Source organism: Paraburkholderia dilworthii (assembly GCF_000472525.1).
Classification (GTDB): Bacteria; Pseudomonadota; Gammaproteobacteria; order Burkholderiales; family Burkholderiaceae; genus Paraburkholderia; species Paraburkholderia dilworthii.
Genome location: NZ_AWZT01000025.1, coordinates 23,351 through 43,870 on the forward strand (window position 1 = coordinate 23,351; position 20,520 = coordinate 43,870).

Below are 20,520 nucleotides of genomic sequence, written 5' to 3' on the forward strand. Positions count from 1 at the left end.
GCATTCTCGCGAAACGTTTCGCGAGGTCTGTTATCGGTAACATCTCTAAATATTATCACGCCGCGCGGACACGGTGCACGAGAAAAGGCTACGTGCTTTCGCGCGGAATTACGGTGTAATCGATGGTTAATTTGCGGCGCTCGGGCACCGCGTGCGGGGTGGCCGAGCCGAGGGACGAGAGCAGTAGTTCCCCCGTGCGGGAGCCGATGCCATAGGCGTCGACCGACACCGTGGTAATGGTCGGATGACAGCAGACGGAAACTTCAAAGTTCCCAAATCCCGCCACTGCAATGTCTGCGGGAACGCTGAGCCCGCGGCGGTGGCATTGCATGATGGCGCCAAACGCCGACATGTCGCTCACGCACATGACGGCATCCGTATCGGGCCACCGTTCAAGAAGAGCATCGAGCGCAGGAGCGCCATGACTCATGGTGATGGGCGACTCACCGAAGCGAATCACGCGAGGCTCGCCAAGCGCTTGTGCTTTCATTTCTTGCTGGTACCCCTTGAGGCGCTCGAGACCGCGTCGGTCAAGGTCACTCGCGCCCGCCAGAAAACCAATCTTCCGATACCCGCGCTCCTTGAGATACCGCACCATCTCGCGCGCTGCCCGGACGTTGGAGAAGCCAACTGCCATATCAATCGGATTGGCCGGCAAGTCCCACATTTCTACGACAGGTATGCGCGAACGTTCAAGCAGTTGCCGCGTCCCTTCAGTATGCTGCGACCCGGTCAGCGCGATGCAGCGAGGCTGGTATCTGAGCATCGAGCGAACCAGTCGCTCTTCACGAACGAGGTCGTAGTCGGTATCTCCGAGAAGGAGTTGCAAACCGTGCGGTTCAAGGGTGGCTGAAAGTCCGCGCACCGTGTCCGAGAAGTTGGAGCTCGCCAAAGACGGAACAAGTACGGCGACAAATTCGGACCTGCCGGACGAGAGCGCGCCTGCGGCGGCGTCGGCCACGTAGCCGAGTTCGTCAATTGCCTGCTGCACGCGCTCCCGGGTTGCCGGCGCCACACTGTGCCCCGCTAGTACGCGAGACACCGTCATCTTTGAAACGCCCGCGATTCGCGCGACGTCGGACATGCGGGGTGGACCCGCTTGCGGGTCACTGACGACACGGGTGTTGATGCGGGTAGTGCCCATCGGTCTCGGGGTGGGTTGCTCTCATGGCCGGCTCGCGGCGACTGAGCATGATACGACACTCGCTACAGGGCGCCTACGTAGATTCCCCTAGCTTGCGGTTACGGACCACGTCATGCTACCTTCGTTACCGATAACATTTTCGCTGACGGCAAAGTTCTGTCCACGGTTGTTATCGGTAACATCAACGGAACGTGTTGCTCGCCGATGGATGACGAACTTCGTTACTCCGGTGTCGTCCCGGTGCTCCGTCGTTTCGAGGTCGTCACTCGGCCGGCCCTTGAAGTCATCGGAAGGCGGACACGCGGACACGCACACACGCTACGGGAGTTTCATCCCGTCACCGCGTCAGCGAGTTGCGGACATGCATGAGCGGCACGACGTATCGGCGCATTACAACGAGATACTCAAAGCGGTCTCCCGTTTAAACGGGACCGTTCAGGACATACGAAAAAGGAGACAGTCTCATGCCAACCCTTACTCAGGCTGCGGCCGCACCGGCCGCAGCGAACGAGGTCGAAGAACAGTTGTATCGCAAGGTCTTGAAGCGCATCCTGCCACTGCTACTTCTGTGCTATGTGGTCGCGTATCTGGACCGCGTCAACGTCGGATTTGCGAAACTGCAGATGCTCGACTCGCTCGGCTTCAGCGACAGCGTCTACGCTGTGGGCGCCAGCATCTTCTTCTGGGGGTACTTCCTCTTTGAAATGCCCAGCAATCTTCTTCTTCATCGCTACGGGGCGCGTTTCTGGATTGCACGCATTATGGTGACATGGGGCATCGTCTCCTCCTCACTGGCATTCATCTCGCCTCTTTCGCATTTTTTTCATGTCGAGACCTCGACGATGTTTTATACGCTCCGGTTTTTGCTCGGGGTCTGCGAGGCTGGGTTCTTTCCCGGCATCATCCTGTATATGAATTACTGGTTCCCCGCGAGGCGCCAAAGCGTCGCAATGTCGGGGTTCCTGATTGCCATTCCGGTCAGTCTGACGCTCGGTGGCATCGTCTCGGGCTGGTTGATGGAAAACACGCACGGTCTGCTCGGTATGGGAGGCTGGCAATGGATGCTCCTGCTGGAGGGCATTCCTTCGATTCTCGTCGCTTTCGTCGTGCTGTTCCGTATGGGCGATGGAATTCAATCGGCGACCTGGCTGACACAGTCGGAGAAAGCTCTGCTTCAAAGGAACCTTGAACAGGAGAGCTCGAAAAAGACACACAGCGTGGCAGCTGCATTGAGGAGCCCGCGCGTCTGGTTGTTGACGTTTATTCTTCTCACGTTCAACACCGGCTTTTACGGGTTGGCCTTCTGGCTGCCTTCTATCATTAAAGCTTCCGGTGTAAAGAGCACATTAAACATTGGCCTGTTGACCGCCATTCCCTACCTTAGCGCGGTTGTGGCGATGCTTTGGAATGCATCGCACTCGCGCAAAACCGGGGAACGCAGATTGCACGCGGCCATTCCGGCCTGCATCGGTGGCGTCGGCCTGATTTTGAGCGCGTTCTTCGCAAACAATGTTCCAGTGTCGATTGTGTTTCTGACGATTTCGACGTGCGCGATTCTTGGCCTGATGCCGATTTACTGGACGTTCCCAGGGCAGATTCTTTCGGGCACCGCAGCTGCTGCAGGCATTGCACTCATCAATTCCGTTGGAAACCTGTCTGGCTTCACGGGCTCGATGATTACCAGCATCGCTAAAGACCTCACCGGCAATATCAACAATGGTACGTATGCCCTTGGCGCATGCCTCCTTGTCAGTTGCGTCCTTATTTTGTCGATTCCGAAAAGTATGCTGAACAAGGACACAGTCGAACACACATGAGCGAATCGTAGCAAGCGTGGCCACGAGACAGACTGACAAAGCCCGCCCTTTCGGCGGGCTTTCCGTTTCCAACATGCGACCCGCTAATCAATTGGTCCATCGCCGCGCGCTCGTCTAACGCGGTCGATGCATGACATGGCGACGGTGCGTTTGAACGGACCCATTTTCGGCGGCGGCCAGAATTCCGTGCGCAAATTGAAGAATGAAGAACGCGCGGAAAGCTGTCCAGAGACTTCTGGTCGGCCTGAATACCTCATAGGTTCCACTGGACGTCGCTTGCCGCGGCCCGCCATTTCAGCGGGCCGCTACCTCCTTGCAACGAGTCCGAAGGAGGAACGAACGCATGCCCGGCAACGCTAAGGTCCGCTCACTGTGCACTGGAGGCTGCGGTGTCGGATGCGCCCTTCGCCTGTGAGTTCTTCTGCGGCTTGCGGGTAGGCGCCATAGTCGTATGGGAGCCTTTGGACGAGGACGTCGCTCCCCCCGTCCCACCCATGTTGGGTGCACTCATTCCTGCGCCGCCCTGGCCTGCACCGTTCGCACCGCCAACGCCAGCCCCGCCTGCGCCCACACTTGTACCGCCGCTACCGCTCCCGCCACCACCACTGCCGCCCGCGCCCTGTGCGAACGCCGTGCTCGCAAACGCCAGCACGCATGCCGAGCAAAGCACGGCTCCCTTTATCGTCTTCATGATTGCTTCCTCCATAGGACGAACGCTGGTTACCCTTGTACGCAGGCAGCGTTCATGATGAATATTTTTCAGACATCTCCCGGCGGCAAGCTTTCTACGCTGCTTGCCGATGATCAGTGGTTCGCGTCCGCAGTACTGCTGGACAGTGGCGCTCCATGTCGCATCCTCCGTGAAGAGTCAGCGTCCTTGTTAAAGCCCGGGTCGTCGTTGATGCGCAATGCGTATGCCCGCCCTATTCTCAACGCACGACACGAGGTCGTTGCGCCGCCTGGATCGGGTTTTGTAAGAGCAAATGGATAAAGCGCCACTCGCCGACGCGCCTGTCTCGCTGTTATTGCTGATGCGTTTGACTCAGTTCGACTCATTGCAGCCGGCCAGCGCCCCCAGACCTTGGCGTCATTGACAACGAAGCGACCTGCGTTGACGGCTCGCCGTTTGTCAGGCAGTTCCGCTGACGGTGTAGGCGGAGAAAGTTGGTTTCGAAAGTTGCTTTCGTTGGACTCCGGGCTTTTGGCGGATCGGCGGCTTCCCACCTGATGCCGCACTCATCCTGTACCGTTCGCAAAGGAAGACATCCGGGCAGCGTTAGGCTCGACCGGTCGCCATCGTCGACAGTGAAGCCAATATTGAATGCGCCTCCGTCGCGAGACTATGCGCTTCAGTTCAACGAGCCGACTGTCCTTTTCCATGTCGCGCGACGGCTGGACATAGCATCTTTTCTGATGTGGCAAGGCTGCGTTCGTACGAACGCGGTGCTTTACGTGACTATGCATAATTGCTGCCTGGGAATTTTGCAAATAGCGGTAATGGTTGCCATCGATTTGACATGTAGCTCATCCGCTATATGCGCAGCATTCAGCATTCGAATTGGTGCAACTGTTAAATGTTGCAAAACGCCGATATGGCCAAGGCTTTCTGTGGACAAATATAAAGGCCTATGAGAAAGTTCCTCGCGGCACTTACTTTCTTTCTCTTACATAGAGGAGATCGAGCGGGCATCGGATCCAGTACGAATAGTTGAGGTCTTAATCTCACATAGTGCTCACGATATAAAGAACAAACACGGCCTCCCGCGCGGCATAACGATGCCGCCATGTCGGGACGTGTAGGACATGGAATGGTTGCAACAGGCGCCGAGGAGAGCCAGTAACTATGCGTATTTCGCGCGGAAAAATGCCGGGCAGCGCTCCGGCGAAAAATGAACTTCACTCGTGCGGGCAGTTGCCGTTCAATGGTGCGATTCTCGCTGCCATGCCCTGCCTTTTCGGACCCTCGTAACGCATCGTGCTGCACGGCGTCGTCTAAACGAACAGGTCGCTGCAAAGCCGATTACCGAGCTTGTCGTCATCAATATTAGTCGCGTGATTTTCTCTCCTCTGGAGGGTGGAATTCGCTCGCACTCGTATTAATCAACGGCGAAAGGAAAACGTCAATTCTGGACGCGTTCGAGCGACACGCCTGCAATCGAGTTATTCAGTCACTAATAAATAGTGATCCTAAAGAACGGGATGAATACACACGCTCGTGGTTTTCAGTTCACATTCTCATTACTTACAGGAAAACAACCATGAACAGGGCATACCGGACGGTCTGGAACAAGGCGCTAGGGGCTTTTGTGGCCGCCTCCGAACTGGACAAGTCGTGCGGCAAGGGCAAGTCGGGGTCCTCTGCCTCTGTATTTGATGAGCGAAACGGCGAGTGCGGTACTGCACGGTTGCCTGCTTCGGGCTTGCGTATGCTCCCGGCGCTCGTGTTGGCGGGCCTAGGCGCATGGGGCACGCAGGCGCAGGCGCAGGCAAGCTGCTCGTCGGCACCCTTCAACTTCTATAGCGGCAGCACCACATGCGTGGGGTTTATGTCCACTGCCTCTGGAGGCGGCGCGACTGCCGTGGGTTATGGCGCCAGCAGTACGGGACTTAACGCCCTGTCGTTCGGCTTCCAGGCCATTGCGTCTACTACCAACGCGCTTTACCTGGGTGCGCGCACTGCACCGGGTACTGGCGCGACCGCGGAGTCGGCGATTGCTATCGGTACGGATGTCACCGCTAGCGGCACGTCGGCCATCGGTATTGGTGTTCAAGCCACCGCGAGTGGCAACCTGTCGACAGCCGTCGGCCCTTTGGCGAAAGCGGCGGGAAACAATGGTGTCGCGATGGGAGTAAGCTCCAGCGCTGCCGCGTCGGGCGCGGTGGCGGTGGGTAGCGGAGCCGTCGGTTCTCAGATCAACGGTGTCGCCGTGGGTTCGGGAGCCAGTGCCGCCGGTGTGAACGCAGTCTATCTCGGCTCACGCACCGGCGTTGGCACCGGTTCTACCGGACAATCGTCCATTGCGATTGGTACTGATGTCACCTCCACCGGCGACTATGCTGCCGCCTTCGGCTTCGAGGCGGTGAGCAGCGGATCTGCATCGGTCGCGTTGGGTTATACCGCCAATGGGTCCGGCACGCACGCCGTCGCTGTCGGCTTCCAGTCCATCGCGAGCGGTCTCAACGCCGTGTATCTGGGTGCGCGCACTGTCGCAGGCACGGGCGCCACGGCGGACGGCGCCGTTGGCGTGGGCACAGATGTCACTGCTTCAGGTGCCTCGTCCGTTGCCGCCGGCACGTTGGCCAGAGCCTCGGCACTGGATGCAGTCGCATTGGGAGCTGGAGCGTCCGCCTCGGGACTCAACTCGCTCGGCATGATGAACGGCTCGAAGGCCACCGGCACCAACGCGATAGCGCTTGGTGCGATGGACACCGTCGCAGAAGGCGGGTCGTCAGCGCCGGCCGCAGTGGCGGGCGCCGCAGCCTCGGGCATTCGCGCCGTTGCGATCGGCTCGGGCGCGAGCTCGGCAGGTTCCTCGTCGATTGCAATAGGCGATTCGGCTGCGACGGGTACGAATGCAAATGCCATCGCGATGGGTACCAATGCAGCAGCGTCAGGAAGCAGCGCAGTCGCGTTGGGCGGCCAGGCGGTTGCGAGCAGTGCGAATGCGACAGCTGTCGGCTTTACGTCGCAAGCTCTCGCGGCGTCGACCGTGGCCATCGGCGACAGCAACAAGGTGGCGGCGGTGGCCGGCGCCGGTTCGATAGCAGGCGGCCACAATTCTCAGGTGCTGAGCGGTACGGGCGCAGTGGCGCTCGGTCAGGCGCAGACGGTCAGCGGCAATGGCGCCGTCGCAATCGGCGACCCTAATAGCGCGACGGGCAATGGTGCAATTGCAGTGGGCGCGGATAACACGGCGACCGGCAACGGAGCGATCGCTCAAGGCAACGGCAACATCGCGAACGGCCAGGGCGCGGTTGCACTGGGCAACACGAGCAACGCGACCGGCGCGAGCGCACTGGCATTTGGCGATACGGCAGTGGCGAACCAGGCCGGGGCGATTGCGCTGGGCGCCGGGGCGTCGGCCAGCAACGCGAATGCAGTGGCGCTCGGCTCGGGCTCGCGAACCGGCACTGCGACGCCGACCGCAAGCACGACGATCAACGGTACGGTCTACGGTTTCGCCGGCACCAATCCGACCAGCGTGGTCAGTGTGGGCGCGACAGGCACGGAGCGCCAAATCCAGAATGTGGCGGCTGGCCGTCTTGGCGCGACGAGCACGGACGCCGTGAACGGCTCGCAATTGTACCAGAGCAATCAGGCGATCGATGCGCTGGCGACGACCGTCGCGGCCGACAGAACGCATTACTTCAGCGTCAACGACGGCGGCACTCAGGGCGGCAACTATAACAACGACGGTGCGACCGGCGTGAACGCGTTGGCGGCGGGCGTGGGAACCGTCGCGGCGGGCGTGTCGAGCACCGCTCTTGGCCAAGGCGCGACGGCGAGCAACGCGAACGACGTGGCGCTCGGCAGCGGCTCGACGACCGACGTCGCGGTGGCGACCACGGGCGACACCATCAACGGGACTGCCTATGCGTATGCCGGGACTTCACCCACGAGCACGGTGAGTGTCGGCAGCCTTAATCACGAGCGCACCGTGACGAACGTAGCCGCGGGCCGTGTCAACGCGGGCAGTACAGACGCAGTGAACGGTTCGCAGCTGTATGCCACCGATCAGGCAGTCGATAACCTCGCCAGCGTCGTGACGGCCAACGCGAAGCACTACTACAGCGTCAACGACGGCGGCACGCAAGGCGGCAATTACAACAACGACGGCGCGACCGGTCTGAATGCGCTGGCAGCGGGCGTGGCCGCGACGGCGACCGGCGTGAGCAGCTTCGCGGGCGGCAATGGCGCTTCCGCACTCGCGGATAGCGCGATTGCGCTGGGCGCGCTGTCAAGCGCATCGGTAGCGGGCGGGGTTGCCATCGGCAGCGGCTCGGTATCCGACCGTGCGGTGCTCTCGGGCATCGGCTCGATCGCCAACGGCTCACACGCGATTCCGTTTGATACGTCCGATCAGACGCTGCTCGGCGCGGTGTCGTTCGGCAGCGCAAGCGGCAACACCTATCGCCAGTTGACGAACGTCGCCGACGGCACGCAGGGGCACGATGCCGTCACGATCCGGCAGTTGGCCGGCGCGCTGTCGTCGTTCGCGGTGACCGGGCAGATGTACTTCCATGCGAACTCGACGGCGGCGGATTCGCTTGCGGTGGGTGCGGAGTCGATCGCGGTCGGGCCGACGACGGTGGTCAACGGCGACAACGGTGTGGGCATGGGCAACGGCGCGATCGTCGACGCGACGGCGCCGGGCGGCGTCGCGATCGGTCAGGCTGCAAGTTCGTCGCAGGCCGATGCGATTGCCGTGGGCAGCGGTTCGATCGCCAGCGGCGCGCAGTCCATTGCCCAGGGCGCGAATGCAAGCGCGGCCAATGCCGGGTCCATCGCGATCGGCTCGGGTTCGCGCAGCAGCGCGATCGATGCGCTCGCGCTCGGTGCGGGCGCGAGCGCGACCTTCGCGAGCAGCGTCGCGCTCGGAGCCGGATCGGTGACGACGGTCGGCGCGTTGAGCAATTACATCGCGTACGGGTTGAGCAGCCCGCAATCGTCCGCGGGTGAAGTCAATGTCGGCAACCGGCAGATCACCGGCCTCGCCGCCGGCAAGGCCGGCACTGACGCCGTGAACGTATCGCAACTCGATGCGGTCGCGAGCCGCTTGACGACGCTGATCAGCCAGCAGACCACGAACAACGGCGGCAGCTTCTCGTCCTCGCCCGGCACGCCGACGCCGCCGACACCCTCCGGGACGAACTCGTCGGCAGGCGGGCAAGGAGCCGTGGCTTCGGGCAACAACAGTTCGGCGGTCGGCAATGGCTCGACGGCGTCGGGCAGCAGTTCGACTGCCGTGGGAGCCGGGGCAACCTCCACAGGCAGCGGCTCCACGGCGCTCGGCGCGGACAGCAACGACGGTGGCCGCGCGAATGTGGTGGCAGTCGGGTCTGCCGCGTCGACCCGGCAAGTCATCAATGTGGCCGCCGGCACCGCGCCTACCGACGCGGTCAACGTCTCGCAGTTGAACGCCGCGCTTTCTCAGGCGAACGCATACACCGATACCCGGATGAATGAACTGCAGAACGGCATCAATTCGACTGCACGGAACGCGTATTCGGGTATTGCCGCGGCGACCGCATTGACGATGATCCCGGAAGTGGACAAGGACAAGACGCTGTCGCTCGGTATCGGCACGGCCGGCTTCCGGGGCTATCAGGCAGTGGCAATCGGCGGTACGGCGCGCCTCGCGGAGAACCTGAAGATGAAAGCAGGCGTGGGCATGAGCCCAGGGGGCACGACGGTCGGCGTCGGCGCGGCAATGCAATGGTAAGTCGTGAGGGCGGCGCCGCAGCCGCGTGCCCCGCATTCTCCGCCACATACAAGTCTATGGAGTACCTGATGAACCGACTCTTCTTTTCAAGTCTTTTGTGTACCGCTGCACTTACCGTGACCGGATGTACTGCGGGAAGCGGTCCGACTTTCAATGCCTATTCCGTCGACGCAAGCAACGGCGTGAGGACATACCGGGCCGAGTGCCACGGACTCCTCGAAAGCGCGGCGACGTGCATGGAAGTGGCGCAACGCATCTGCGGTGAGACGGCGGTGCAGCCGATCGACCGGATCGACCGCGTTCGTGCCGCGGATGTCAACCGCCATGACCCCCGTGTTCTGCTTTTCAGTTGCGGCGAGGCGACCAGTAAGACGTCGGCGCAACCGGTCCTGGCGGTAGCGGAAGCTGCCACGATCGAGGACTTCACGTTGCAAAGCGATGCGCTGTTCCCGTTCGGCAAATCGGCACCTGAGTCGATGTTGCCTGCCGCGAAAGTCGAACTCGCCAGGATCGCCGAACGGATTCGCGCACACGACCAGGTGAGCGCAATCACGGTCGTCGGTCATACCGACAGGCTCGGTCGCGAATCCGTCAACGGACCGTTGTCGCTTGCGCGGGCTGAGACCGTGCGTGACTATCTTGTTGCTCACGGACTGGACGGCCGCGTCATCCGTGTAGAAGGCGTCGGCTCGAGTCAGCCGAGAACGCATTGTGCGGATGGCGATGCTCGGGCACTGATCGCGTGCCTGCAACCGGACAGGTATGTGTCGATCACCGTTCAGGGAAGCAGATGAACTGAACTGTAGAGCCAGCGCCGGACGGCCCGCGCTAAGCGGGTGCGACCGGCGCCGACCGGCGTCGACCGGCAGCGACAACCTGCTGCAACTGCCCGAGCACTACTGCGCAGTCTGCGCGCTGACCGTGACCGACACGTCCAACTGTTCTTCCCTGCCGCCGATCCGCCGGCCGCGCACCGGCGCCGCCGCCTCGTAATCGCGTGCGACCGCCAGCCGGCAATAGATTTCGCTGGCAAAGGCCGCGTGCGTGACGTCAATGGATACCCAGCCCGTGCCGTCGAGCCACACGTCCACCCACGCATGGCTCGCCGCATGCGGGACGTCGCCCGGTTCGATATAGCCGCTCACGTAGCGCGCCGGAACGCCGCGCGCGCGGCAGCACGCGAGCATCAGATGCGCATGGTCCTGACAAACGCCGTTGCCGAGCGCGAGCGCCTGCGCGGCCGTGCTGGTGACTTCAGTGATACCGGGGTGGTACCCGACGCGCTCCACGATCCTTTCGGACAGCGCGATCAGGCTCGCCGAACTCGCGAGGCTCGGGACCGCCCCCGCCAGTTCGCGGATTGCCGCATCGGCTTCGGTCAGACGCGTCGCGCAGGTGAAATGCTCGAGCGGAATCGGGCCGACGTCGTCGGGAAGGCGGCCGTCGATCAGTGCAATCGTGTCGACCTCGCCCGACACCTGCAAGCGGATTTCGCTATGCGGCTTGTTGATGACGAGCGTATGCAGCGCGTTGCCATAGGCGTCGAAGGCCGCGTCGAGCTTGCCGGGCGCGTCGATGCTCCAGCGCCGCACCATCTGCGCAGCGCCGTTGGCGGGCGTCAGGCGCAATTGCTGGATCGAATAATGGACAGTCGCTTCGTAACGATAGGACGTGTCGTGGCGGATCGTCAGGTACATATATGCACTCCGTCAGGCGACTGGCAGCATGAGATAGGTACGCGCGACGAGGTTGCCCAGCTCGAACACGCGAGCGAGGAACTGCGTCAGGTAGGCGTGCAGGCCGGCTTCGAAAATTTGCCGGATGTCGGAGTACAGAAGTTCGGCGCGGAGCTTGCCCGCAAAACGCTCGCATTGGTTCGAACCCGACGTGCGCAGCATCGCCAGATTCGCGCAGACACCTTCGAGCGAAGCCAGCAGCGAACGTGGCATCTGCTGGTTCAGAATCATCAGTTCAACCACGCGCGCCGGCGTGACGACATCGCGATAAACCTTGCGGTAAATTTCCAGCGCCGACACCGAACTCAGTATCGAAGTCCAGTAATAGAAGTCTTCCAGCTGACGCGCGGCATCGCGCGAGTTCGGTTCGACGTCGGCGAAGCGCACGTCGAGAATCCGCGCGGTGTTGTCGGCGCGTTCGAGAAAAGTGCCGAGTTGCGTGAAGAAAAACGCGTCGTCCTGCAACGCGGTACCGATCGTCACGCCGCGCGAGAGGTGCGAGCGAAACTTCACCCATTCGAACAACGCGCCCGGATTAGCCGCGGCCTGGCCAGACGAAATGCGCTCGTTGAATTCGAGCCACGTATCGTTGATGGTCTCCCACCACTCTGTCGTCAACGTGCCGCGCACGGCACGCGCGTTCTCGCGCGCCGCCTGCAAACAGGAATGGATGCTCGACGGGTTGTTCGCGTCAGCCACCATGAAGTCGAGCACGTGCTCGCGCGTCGGCTCGTCGTAGCGTTGCGCGAACGCCGTTTCGAGTTCGGAGATGCGCAGCACCGAACGTTGCGCGCGCGCCTCCTGCTCGGGCGTCTGCGGCAACAAAAGCGCCTTCAGGTTGATATCGAGCATGCGGGCGGTGTTCTCCGCGCGCTCCATGTAGCGGGCCATCCAGAAAAGGTGATCGGCGGTGCGGCTTAACATGACGGCGTTCCGTATCTGATGACGCAAAGCTCTTGAGGTAAAAGCTCGCGCTGTTTATCCGTGTGCGCCGGCGGCTTCCTGATGAATGCCCCGGCGCGCTGGGTTGCGGGCGCGGTGGTTGGCAGCCGCGCGGCAACCGCGTCAGTCGACCATCCACGTATCCTTGGTCCCGCCTCCCTGCGACGAATTGACGACGAGTGAACCTTCCTGCAACGCGACACGAGTAAGCCCGCCCGCAACCATCGTGACATTCTTGCCCGACAGCACGAAGGGACGCAGATCGATGTGACGCGGCGCGATGCCGGCCTGGACGAACGTGGGACAAGCGGAAAGCGCCAACGTCGGTTGAGCGATATAGCCCGCTGGCCGCGCGATCAGACGTTCGCGGAACGCTTCGATTTCGGCCTTCGTCGAAGCCGGTCCGACGAGCATGCCGTAGCCGCCCGCGCCATGCACTTCCTTCACGACCAGTTCCGGCAGATGCGCGAGCGTGTACGCGAGATCATCGGGCTTGCGGCACTGGAACGTGGGTACATTGTTGAGAATCGGCTTCTCGCCCAGATAGAACTCGATCATCTCGGGCACGTATGGGTAGATCGATTTGTCGTCGGCGATACCGGTGCCCATCGCGTTCGCGAGCGCGACGCGTCCGGCGCGATACGCGGTCAAGAGCCCTGGCACGCCCAGCGCCGAATCGTTACGGAATGCGAGCGGATCGAGAAAATCGTCGTCGACGCGGCGATAGATTACGTCGACACGTTTCGGCCCCTGCGTGGTGCGCATGAACACATAGTTGTCGTCGACGAAGAGGTCTTTGCCTTCCACCAGTTCCACGCCCATTTGCTGCGCGAGGAACGTGTGCTCGAAATACGCGGAGTTGTACATGCCCGGGGTGAGCACGACGACGACCGGATCGTCGACGCCTTCGGGCGCCACCGAGCGCAACGTGTCGAGCAACAGATCGGGATAATGGGCGACCGGCGCTATGCGGTTCTGCACGAAAAGCTCGGGGAAAAGCCGCATCATCATCTTGCGGTTTTCGAGCATGTACGACACGCCCGACGGCACCCGCAGATTGTCTTCGAGCACGTAGAACTCGCCCTCGTCGCCCGCGCGCACCACGTCGACGCCGGCAATGTGCGCGTAAACACCGAGCGGCACATTCACGCCCTGCATTTCCGGCCGATATTGCGCGTTGGTATAAACCTGCTCAGCCGGCACGATGCCGGCGCGCACGATCTTGCGATCGTGGTAGACGTCATGGATAAACAGATTGAGCGCCTGGACCCGCTGACGCAGACCGGCTTCGAGCGTCGTCCATTCGCTGCGCGGAATGATGCGTGGAATCAGATCGAAGGGAATCAGCCGCTCGGTGCCCGACAGGTCGCCGTTCACCGCAAACGTAATACCGACCCGGCGAAACAGCAGGTCCGCTTCCGCGCGCTTACGTGCGATCGCTTCGTTTCCCTGCTTCGAGAGCCACCGTTCGAAGCGTGCGTAGTGTGGCCGCACGGCATCGTCATGATGACGCATCTCGTCATAGCATCGCATGTCACGCCCCGCTCTTGTTGTCGGATAGAAGGCGAATGCGCTGCGCATTCGGTGTTCGGTATTCGTTCAAGCAAGCGCTATGCCATTGAGCTTTTAGCGTGCGAAACGCGGCAACGTGCACACGAAGAGCGCATCCTGACGGGCAGCGCTTCGCCGCCATCGTACTGCGGCGGCCCATGATGCGCTAGTACAGTGCATGCCAGGCAGCGCCGATGCACCAGCCGCGTTTTGCCCGCTCACGGCGTGTTTGACGAACGCATAAAAAATCCCCGTGGATTTTCATCCACGGGGATTCATACGACTTTGCAGCGCGCGACGCTCGGAGCTCGACTAAGGCTGATCGCCTCGAGCGACGCATGAAGCGCGATTAACCTGCTGCAGCGTCCTTCAGCTTCTTCAGCGGACGTGCCTTGATGCGCACGCTAGCCGGCTTGGCCGGGAACCAGCGCTCTTCGCCCGAGAACGGGTCTTTGCCGAAGCGCTTTTTCTTGGCCGGCACAGCTTGGACGACGATCTTCAGAAGACCCGACAGCGTGAATTCGCCAGCGCCCTTCTTGTGAACTGCGCCGAGGATCGTGTCTTCGAGCGCGGCCAGGACGGCCTTGGCAGCCTTCGGTTCGACGGCGGCGCGTTCAGCAACGTGTGCAGCCAGCGAGGCCTTCGTGAAGGTGTCCTTGATCGGCGACGGTGCGCTGGACGCCTTCACGGCGACCTTCTTAGCTGCGGGAGCTTTCTTCGCAGGGACTTTCTTTGCAGCAACCTTCTTGGTCGGTACCGGGGCAGCAGCCTTCTTGGCCACCTTTTTTGCGGAAGTCGGCATGTTTCTCCTACCTGTTGTGGTCAGTGAATTGCACGAAGCGCATACGGTATGTGCACGCTTCAACGCCGGATTCTACAAGCGCTGATGCGATTTGCGCGACTCTTTTATGTATAACAGCGCAGGTTTGTTGCGCGGCGCAGACTGCACAACACATTTTGATGCTTGTTTAAGGGGCTAAACTGCTTCGGCGAGTCCGGCAACACGGACACGTAACGTGCGTTACAAGCGGTTTCAATGCATATATAGCGGCACATTCTGCACGGCATGCTCAAGCGATGCCTGCCATCGCCGGATCGTTTTCAACGCTTCGCACAGCGCGTGTCGACGTGCGTCGACCTGCTTGCCTCGCCTTGGGCTCGCAGAGCAACCGGCAAAAGAGGCTTCGGGTACCTCCGCATTGGACGCGCCGCGTGAGCCACAGCAGCGCCGCAGCGTCGCATCGGCGGTCTTGCCTCGGGCTATGAAGCGGCGCGTGCCAGGATGCCCGCAAGCTTTCCGAGCGCCACGTCGATATGTTGCGCGGCAATGTTGCCGTAGCCGAAAATCAGACCGGCCTGCGGTTTCGCGCGCTGATAGAACGGCGTGAGCCCGTATAGGCCAATCGACGCCTCGCGCGCGGCCATCACCACCGTCTCTTCCGTCAGCGGCGCTCGCAGGCGCGCGGCCATGTGAATGCCGGCCGTCGGCACGATCGGCTCGAACCACGGCGCGAGACCGCCTTGCAGATGAGCGAGCAGGCTGGCGCGCCGCGCCGCATACGTCTTGTGCATGCGCCGCAAGTGTTTGGCGAAATCGCCGTTGAGCATGAACGACGCGAGCGCCGTTTGCGTGAGCGTGCAGCCGTGCCAGTCCGCGATCTGCCGTGCCTTCAAAAGCGCCCCGTAAAGCGACGCGGGCGGCACCACATAGCCGACCCGCAACTCCGGGAAAATGGTTTTCGAAAACGTGCCCACGTATGCGACCAGACCGGCCCGATCGAGGCTTTTCAACGGCTCCATCGGCCGGCCTTCGAAACGGTACTCGCAGTCGTAATCGTCTTCGATGATCACGGCGCCGCGTTTTTGCGCCCATTCGAGCAGTTCGACGCGACGCTCGAGACTCATCGGCATGCCAAGCGGAAACTGATGCGACGGTGTCACGTAGACAAGCCGAGCGTTATCCGGCAGCTTGCCGACGATCAAGCCTTCGCGGTCGACGGGCACATGCGCCACGCGCGCGCCGGTTGCCGTAAAGCACGCATGCGCCGGCGGATAACCAGGATCTTCGATGGCCGCGACTTCGCCGGGGCCGAGCGTAATGCGCGCAAGCAGATCGAGCGCGTGCTGCGCGCCTTGCGTGACGATCACCTCGTCCCAATTGCTCGACACCGCCCGGTTGAACGCGAGATAGCGCGAAATCGCGAGGCGCAACTCCTGTTCGCCGGCTGCGTCGCGATACGTGCCCTGTCCGCGCGCCTGCGCACGCAGAGCGTGATTCACGCAGCGGCGCCAAACGTCGAACGGGAACAGGGTCTTGTCGGTCGCCCCGCCGACGAAATCGTATGGCGACGCCACCGAAGGCCGCGGCATCGGCAAGCCGCTCGGCATCTGCTCCCACAGCGGTTGTGCGCGCGCGGCGTCCTTCTTCGCTTTCGCACGTTCGCGCGACGACTCCGCCGCGCGAACGTGCGGCGAGCGCTCGACCGGCAAGCGTTCGAGACCGTCGGCGACGAACGTGCCCGAGCCGGCCCGCGCGGTGAGGTAGCCCTCGGAGAGAAGCCGCTCGAACACGTCGAGCGTGGTCTTGCGCGACACGCCCAACTGTGTCGCCAGGTCGCGCGTGGACGGCAGGCGTGTTCCGCCGGCGAGACGCCCTTCGAGTATGCCGGCTCTCAACTGCCGATAGATCTGGCCGGACAGATCGTGATGCCCTTCTACCGCGATGTGGATTTCCATTGTGGCTGGCTACCTGAGAAGTCCTCGTAATGATGGAATACCGGCCAGCCGTGAACTTGCCGATGAAAGTCTTCCAGGCGCGGTTGCATTTGGCGTTGAACGAAAGGGCGTCGCGTCGCGCGCCGTTCCTATCGACGCGTAACTATGCCTGCTATTCCTGCGCCGAACCCGCAATGCGCGCACTCGTCATTGCGCGCGAGAGGCCATGCATGGGCCGGCGCAACGCGACGTCGAACGGATTCGTTTGCGGGCCGATTGCCTCGGCCTGGCGGCGCAGCAGTTCGACGACCATCGGCAACCGGTCGTCGCTCAAACGCGCGGCCAGCGTGCCGACGCTGAGTGCCGCGACCGCCACGCCGGTCCGATCGAGAATCGGCACAGCCACGCCCGCCATGCCGTCGAGCACGCCGCTGTTGCGGCCCGCGTAGCCCAACTGTCGCACGCGTTCGATCTCAGTGCGCAAATACACCTCGTCGAGCACGCCATAGCCGCGAATACGCGGCACGTTGAAGCGAATGATTTCCTCGCGCTCGGCCTCGGGCAGAAACGCGAGAATCGCGAGACTCCCCTGCCCCACGCCCAATGCGACGCGCCCGCCAATATCGCCCGTGAACGAGCGAATCGGGAACGGCCCTTCGCAGATGTCGAGACACACCGCGTCGAAACTGCTTTTGACGAGCAGGAAAATCGTGTCGCCAAGACTCGCGCAAAGCCTCAACAACGCGGGACGGCATAGCGTTCGCATGCCGCTCGGATTGCCGGCTTGCGCCGCGAGCGCGAAGAAGTTCACGCTCAGCCGGTAGAGCTTCGAGATCTCGTCCTGTTCGACGATGCCCTCCGCGATCAACGCGTGCAGGATGCGATGCACCGTGCCTTGCGTGAGCCCCACCGCTTTCGCGAGACGCGTGACGCGGCCGCCATCGGTTTGCGCTTCGGACAGTGCGCGAATGACGGCGAACGCGCGTTCCAGCATTCCCGTGCCTGGCATTGCGCCGGGCTCGGCCGCGTTGGTGTCCGGTTCTCGGTTGGCAGCAGCGTTCATCTTTTCAGCTCTCGATTATTCCATTAACCGGAACACTATAAGGCGTTTTGTCTGAGAGTGGAATCGAGCGCGATCTTGGGCCGGCACGCCTGCTCCGATGGGCTCCCTAGGGAATGCCCCAACTCCGCGCGGCGGAATGATCAACGCCAAGCCGTGGCTCCTCGTTCCGGTAGACGGAATATATTCTACTTTCATACCGCCAAATGGAATTTCGAATTGACGCTTCGTAATTTGGCTGGCTAGAGTCGGCTCCATCGAGGCATTCAGAGGCCACATCATGTCGTTCCTCACACTCACAGACGTGACCAAATCGTTCGGCGAGCTTCAGGCAGTCGCGGACGTCAACCTGTCGGTGGAAAAGGGCGAGTTCGTTTCTTTGCTTGGGCCGTCCGGTTGCGGCAAGACGACGACGTTGCAGATGATCGCCGGCTTCCTCGAAACGACACGTGGACGCATCACGCTTGACGGTCGCGACATCACGCATACGAAGCCGAACAAACGCGGCCTCGGCGTGGTGTTTCAGAGCTACGCGCTGTTTCCGCATATGAGCGTGGCCGAGAACGTCGGATTCGGGCTCGAAATGCGCAACATCGACAAAGCCGAGCGCAAGGAGCGCGTGCGCGAAGCGCTGTCGCTCGTGCGGCTCGATCAGCTCGCGCATCGCTTTCCACGTGAACTGTCGGGCGGTCAGCGGCAACGCGTGGCGATTGCACGCGCCATCGTGATCGCGCCGCCTGTTTTACTGCTCGACGAACCGATGTCGAATCTCGACGCCAAGCTGCGCGAAGACATGCAGTTCGAACTGCGCGGCATTCAACGCAAGATCGGCACGACGACGATCATGGTTACCCACGACCAATCGGAAGCGCTGTCGATCAGCGATCGCGTTGTCGTGATGGAAGCTGGCCGCATCACGCAGATCGACACGCCATACGAGGCCTACGAGCGGCCCGAGAATCGCTTCGTCTCGCAGTTCATCGGCAAGGCCAATATGCTGCCGGGCACGGTGATCGCGCGCGACGGCGACGCGATCCGCATCGACCTCGGACACGATCTGTGTGAGACCGGCCGCACCGCGCAGTTGCCGATGCGCGAGCGCGTGGTCGGCGTAGGCGATGCGGTAACGCTCTGCATTCGCCCGGAAAAATTGCGCCTGTGCGCGCCGGACGCGGGACGTGTGCCGGCAACGGTCGCGAGCCGCTTTTTCCTTGGCAGCCAGTGGTTGTATCGGCTCGACAGCCGGCTCGGCGAAGTGCTGGTGTGCTGCCAGAACGAAGGCAACGAGCCGCTGCCAGAAGGCGCCGCGGTCGGCGTCGACTGGAATAGTGAGGCGATCCGCTTTATTCAACGGGACGCACATCATGGATAGCACGCTTCCTGCAACGGAGAACGGCAAGACCGAATCCGCAGGCGCGAGGCGTGCGCCGTGGCAAGCATTCCTGCCGCTGTGGCTGATGTGCCTGCCCGCGTTTCTGCTGTTCGTCGCGCTCGTGCTCGTGCCGCTTCTGATGACGCTCGTGTTGAGCTTCTATCGTTTCGATCCGGCAAGCGGCCCGCTCGCCGCATTCCAGCTCGGCAACTACGCGGAAGTGCTCGGCTCATCGTACTTCCACACGATCTTTCTGCGCACCTTCGGCATTGCGTTTCTCGTTACGCTGCTATGCGTCGTGATCGGCACGCCCGAGGCTTATGTGCTGTCGCGCATGCGCGACCCGTATCGTTCGATGTTTCTGCTGGTGATTCTCGCGCCGCTGCTCGTCTCGGTCGTGGTGCGTGCGTTCGGCTGGAGCATGCTGCTCAACAGCAACGGTCTTGTGAATCAGGCGTTGGGGCTCGTCGGGCTCGGACCGTACAAGCTCGAATACACGACATTCGCCATTGTCATCGCGCTTGTGCACGTGATGCTGCCGTTCATGGTGATTCCCGTCTGGACCGCGTTGCAGAAGCTCGATCCGCAAACCGAGAACGCCGCGCTTTCGCTGATGGCCTCGCCCGCCACGACGCTGCGCCGCATCGTGTTGCCTCAACTCACGCCCGGCATTCTGTCGGGCAGCCTGATGGTGTTCGGCTTGTCCGCGAGCGCGTTCGCGATTCCGGGCCTGCTCGGCGGACGCCGCCTGAAGGTCGCCGCGACCGCCGTCTACGACGAATTCCTCGGTTCGCTGAACTGGCCGCTCGGCGCGACCATCGCATTGCTGTTGCTGGTGGCGAACCTGATCGTGATGCTCACTTACTACCGGGTTCTGGAGCGCAGGTACACCAGAAGCCTGGGTTGATACAGCAGTTCATCGCGCGAAAACATCATGAGAAAGAACGGTCCTATTGCGCTGATTTTCCACACGCTCGTCATTGCGTTCGTGCTCGCGCCGCTCGTGATCGTCGTGCTCGTCGCCTTTACGCCGGACGAAACGCTCACGCTGCCCACGCACGGTGTATCGCTGCGCTGGTTTCGCGCGATCCTCAATTACCCCGACTTCATCTCGGCGTTCTTCAACAGCCTGAAGCTCGCCTTTGCATCGGCGACGCTCTCGCTAATCGTCGCACTGCCCGCCGCGCTCGCAATCGGCCGCGCACGTTTTCCGGGCCGTGCATTTCTCAATGGCCTGCTGTTGTCGCCGCTCGTGATTCCCGGTCTCGTGCTCGGCATCGCGCTGCTGCGGTTTTTCGCGCTGATCGGCGCGACGGGCTCATTCGCGTGGCTGATCCTGGCGCACATTATCATCATTACACCGTTCGTGATGCGGCTGGTGCTGGCTTCGGTAAGCGGACTCGACCGCAGCATCGAACATGCGGCGCATTCGCTCGGCGCCGATCCGTGGACCACGTTTCGCCGCATCACGCTGCCCATGATTCTGCCCGGCATAACCGGCGGCTGGCTGCTCGCCTTCATCAACAGCTTCGACGAACTCACGATGTCGATCTTCGTGACGTCGCCGCAAACGGTGACGCTACCCGTGCGCATGTACATGTACGCGACGGAATCGATCGACCCGATGATGGCGTCCGTCTCCGCGCTCGTGATCTTCATTACAGCGGGCGCAATGCTGCTGCTCGATCGCGTCTATGGACTCAACCGCATTCTGATCGGCCAGCACTGATGGCTTCTTCT

At 62.0% G+C, this 20,520-nt stretch carries 14 protein-coding genes; 6 read left to right on the forward strand and 8 right to left on the reverse strand.

What is annotated here, in order from left to right:
- Window positions 1-88: 88 nt before the first annotated feature.
- Window positions 89-1,084 carry a LacI family DNA-binding transcriptional regulator gene (locus F759_RS0120875; RefSeq protein ID WP_027801584.1) on the reverse strand — a complete coding sequence of 332 codons (996 nt, stop codon included), beginning with the start codon at window positions 1,082-1,084 and terminating at the stop codon, window positions 89-91.
- A 524-nt stretch (window positions 1,085-1,608) separates the two neighbouring features.
- Between F759_RS0120875 and F759_RS0120880 the strand changes: the two genes are divergently transcribed.
- Entirely contained in the window at window positions 1,609-2,961 is a 1,353-nt protein-coding gene (locus tag F759_RS0120880) for an MFS transporter (RefSeq protein ID WP_027801585.1), read from the forward strand.
- A gap of 367 nt (window positions 2,962-3,328) precedes the next feature.
- Here F759_RS0120880 and F759_RS0120885 read toward each other — a convergent pair whose 3' ends face one another.
- Window positions 3,329-3,652, reverse strand: a complete 324-nt coding sequence (locus F759_RS0120885) for a hypothetical protein (protein WP_027801586.1) — start codon at window positions 3,650-3,652, stop codon at window positions 3,329-3,331.
- A 1,567-nt stretch (window positions 3,653-5,219) separates the two neighbouring features.
- Between F759_RS0120885 and F759_RS0120890 the strand changes: the two genes are divergently transcribed.
- Together F759_RS0120890 and F759_RS0120895 are read left to right on the forward strand one after the other, a co-directional pair.
- Window positions 5,220-9,404 carry a YadA-like family protein gene (locus tag F759_RS0120890; protein WP_027801587.1) on the forward strand — a complete coding sequence of 1,395 codons (4,185 nt, stop codon included), beginning with the start codon at window positions 5,220-5,222 and terminating at the stop codon, window positions 9,402-9,404.
- A 68-nt stretch (window positions 9,405-9,472) separates the two neighbouring features.
- Window positions 9,473-10,198 (forward strand): OmpA family protein, encoded by a 726-nt coding sequence (locus F759_RS0120895; protein ID WP_027801588.1) that lies wholly within the window; start codon window positions 9,473-9,475, stop codon window positions 10,196-10,198.
- Between the two features lie 102 nt (window positions 10,199-10,300).
- Here F759_RS0120895 and F759_RS0120900 read toward each other — a convergent pair whose 3' ends face one another.
- The 6 genes from F759_RS0120900 to F759_RS0120925 all read right to left on the reverse strand — a co-directional run bounded on the left by F759_RS0120900 (window position 10,301) and on the right by F759_RS0120925 (window position 17,411).
- A complete protein-coding gene (locus F759_RS0120900) occupies window positions 10,301-11,101 on the reverse strand; it encodes a transglutaminase family protein (protein ID WP_027801589.1) in 801 nt (266 codons plus the stop codon).
- Between the two features lie 12 nt (window positions 11,102-11,113).
- Complete coding sequence (locus tag F759_RS0120905) at window positions 11,114-12,064, reverse strand: alpha-E domain-containing protein (protein WP_027801590.1); 951 nt, start codon at window positions 12,062-12,064, stop codon at window positions 11,114-11,116.
- Window positions 12,065-12,205: 141 nt separating this feature from the next.
- Entirely contained in the window at window positions 12,206-13,615 is a 1,410-nt protein-coding gene (locus tag F759_RS0120910; protein WP_027801591.1) for a circularly permuted type 2 ATP-grasp protein, read from the reverse strand.
- A 367-nt stretch (window positions 13,616-13,982) separates the two neighbouring features.
- On the reverse strand, window positions 13,983-14,435 hold the full coding sequence (locus F759_RS0120915) for an HU family DNA-binding protein (protein ID WP_020068172.1): 453 nt from the start codon (window positions 14,433-14,435) through the stop codon (window positions 13,983-13,985).
- A 458-nt stretch (window positions 14,436-14,893) separates the two neighbouring features.
- Window positions 14,894-16,369, reverse strand: coding sequence for a MocR-like pyridoxine biosynthesis transcription factor PdxR (pdxR, locus tag F759_RS0120920; protein WP_027801592.1), 1,476 nt, complete (start codon window positions 16,367-16,369; stop codon window positions 14,894-14,896).
- 151 nt (window positions 16,370-16,520) lie between these two features.
- A complete protein-coding gene (locus F759_RS0120925) occupies window positions 16,521-17,411 on the reverse strand; it encodes an IclR family transcriptional regulator (RefSeq protein WP_027801593.1) in 891 nt (296 codons plus the stop codon).
- A gap of 277 nt (window positions 17,412-17,688) precedes the next feature.
- On the opposite strand from F759_RS0120925, the gene F759_RS0120935 reads away from it, so the two are divergent.
- Genes F759_RS0120935 through F759_RS0120945 form a run of 3 tightly spaced genes read left to right on the forward strand, consistent with a single transcriptional unit; the run spans window position 17,689 to window position 20,509 of the window.
- On the forward strand, window positions 17,689-18,780 hold the full coding sequence (locus tag F759_RS0120935) for an ABC transporter ATP-binding protein (protein ID WP_027801595.1): 1,092 nt from the start codon (window positions 17,689-17,691) through the stop codon (window positions 18,778-18,780).
- The gene (locus tag F759_RS0120940) at window positions 18,773-19,687 is read left to right on the forward strand and encodes an ABC transporter permease (RefSeq protein ID WP_027801596.1); all 915 of its coding nucleotides are present in this window, start codon (window positions 18,773-18,775) and stop codon (window positions 19,685-19,687) included. The genes F759_RS0120935 and F759_RS0120940 overlap by 8 nt, the downstream gene beginning before the upstream one ends.
- Before the next feature lie 27 nt (window positions 19,688-19,714).
- On the forward strand, window positions 19,715-20,509 hold the full coding sequence (locus tag F759_RS0120945; protein WP_027801597.1) for an ABC transporter permease: 795 nt from the start codon (window positions 19,715-19,717) through the stop codon (window positions 20,507-20,509).
- Window positions 20,510-20,520 lie beyond the last annotated feature (11 nt).

Excerpts from the sequence above, each read along its gene's own strand:
- F759_RS0120875 (WP_027801584.1), bottom strand. The coding sequence starts at position 1,084 with ATGTCCGACGTCGCGCGAATCGCGGGCGTTTCAAAGATGACGGTGTCT.
- F759_RS0120880 (WP_027801585.1), top strand. The coding sequence starts at position 1,609 with ATGCCAACCCTTACTCAGGCTGCGGCCGCACCGGCCGCAGCGAACGAG.
- F759_RS0120885 (WP_027801586.1), bottom strand. The coding sequence starts at position 3,652 with ATGAAGACGATAAAGGGAGCCGTGCTTTGCTCGGCATGCGTGCTGGCG.
- F759_RS0120890 (WP_027801587.1), top strand. The coding sequence starts at position 5,220 with ATGAACAGGGCATACCGGACGGTCTGGAACAAGGCGCTAGGGGCTTTT.
- F759_RS0120895 (WP_027801588.1), top strand. The coding sequence starts at position 9,473 with ATGAACCGACTCTTCTTTTCAAGTCTTTTGTGTACCGCTGCACTTACC.
- F759_RS0120900 (WP_027801589.1), bottom strand. The coding sequence starts at position 11,101 with ATGTACCTGACGATCCGCCACGACACGTCCTATCGTTACGAAGCGACT.
- F759_RS0120905 (WP_027801590.1), bottom strand. The coding sequence starts at position 12,064 with ATGTTAAGCCGCACCGCCGATCACCTTTTCTGGATGGCCCGCTACATG.
- F759_RS0120910 (WP_027801591.1), bottom strand. The coding sequence starts at position 13,615 with ATGCGATGCTATGACGAGATGCGTCATCATGACGATGCCGTGCGGCCA.
- F759_RS0120915 (WP_020068172.1), bottom strand. The coding sequence starts at position 14,435 with ATGCCGACTTCCGCAAAAAAGGTGGCCAAGAAGGCTGCTGCCCCGGTA.
- pdxR (WP_027801592.1), bottom strand. The coding sequence starts at position 16,369 with ATGGAAATCCACATCGCGGTAGAAGGGCATCACGATCTGTCCGGCCAG.
- F759_RS0120925 (WP_027801593.1), bottom strand. The coding sequence starts at position 17,411 with ATGAACGCTGCTGCCAACCGAGAACCGGACACCAACGCGGCCGAGCCC.
- F759_RS0120935 (WP_027801595.1), top strand. The coding sequence starts at position 17,689 with ATGTCGTTCCTCACACTCACAGACGTGACCAAATCGTTCGGCGAGCTT.
- F759_RS0120940 (WP_027801596.1), top strand. The coding sequence starts at position 18,773 with ATGGATAGCACGCTTCCTGCAACGGAGAACGGCAAGACCGAATCCGCA.
- F759_RS0120945 (WP_027801597.1), top strand. The coding sequence starts at position 19,715 with ATGAGAAAGAACGGTCCTATTGCGCTGATTTTCCACACGCTCGTCATT.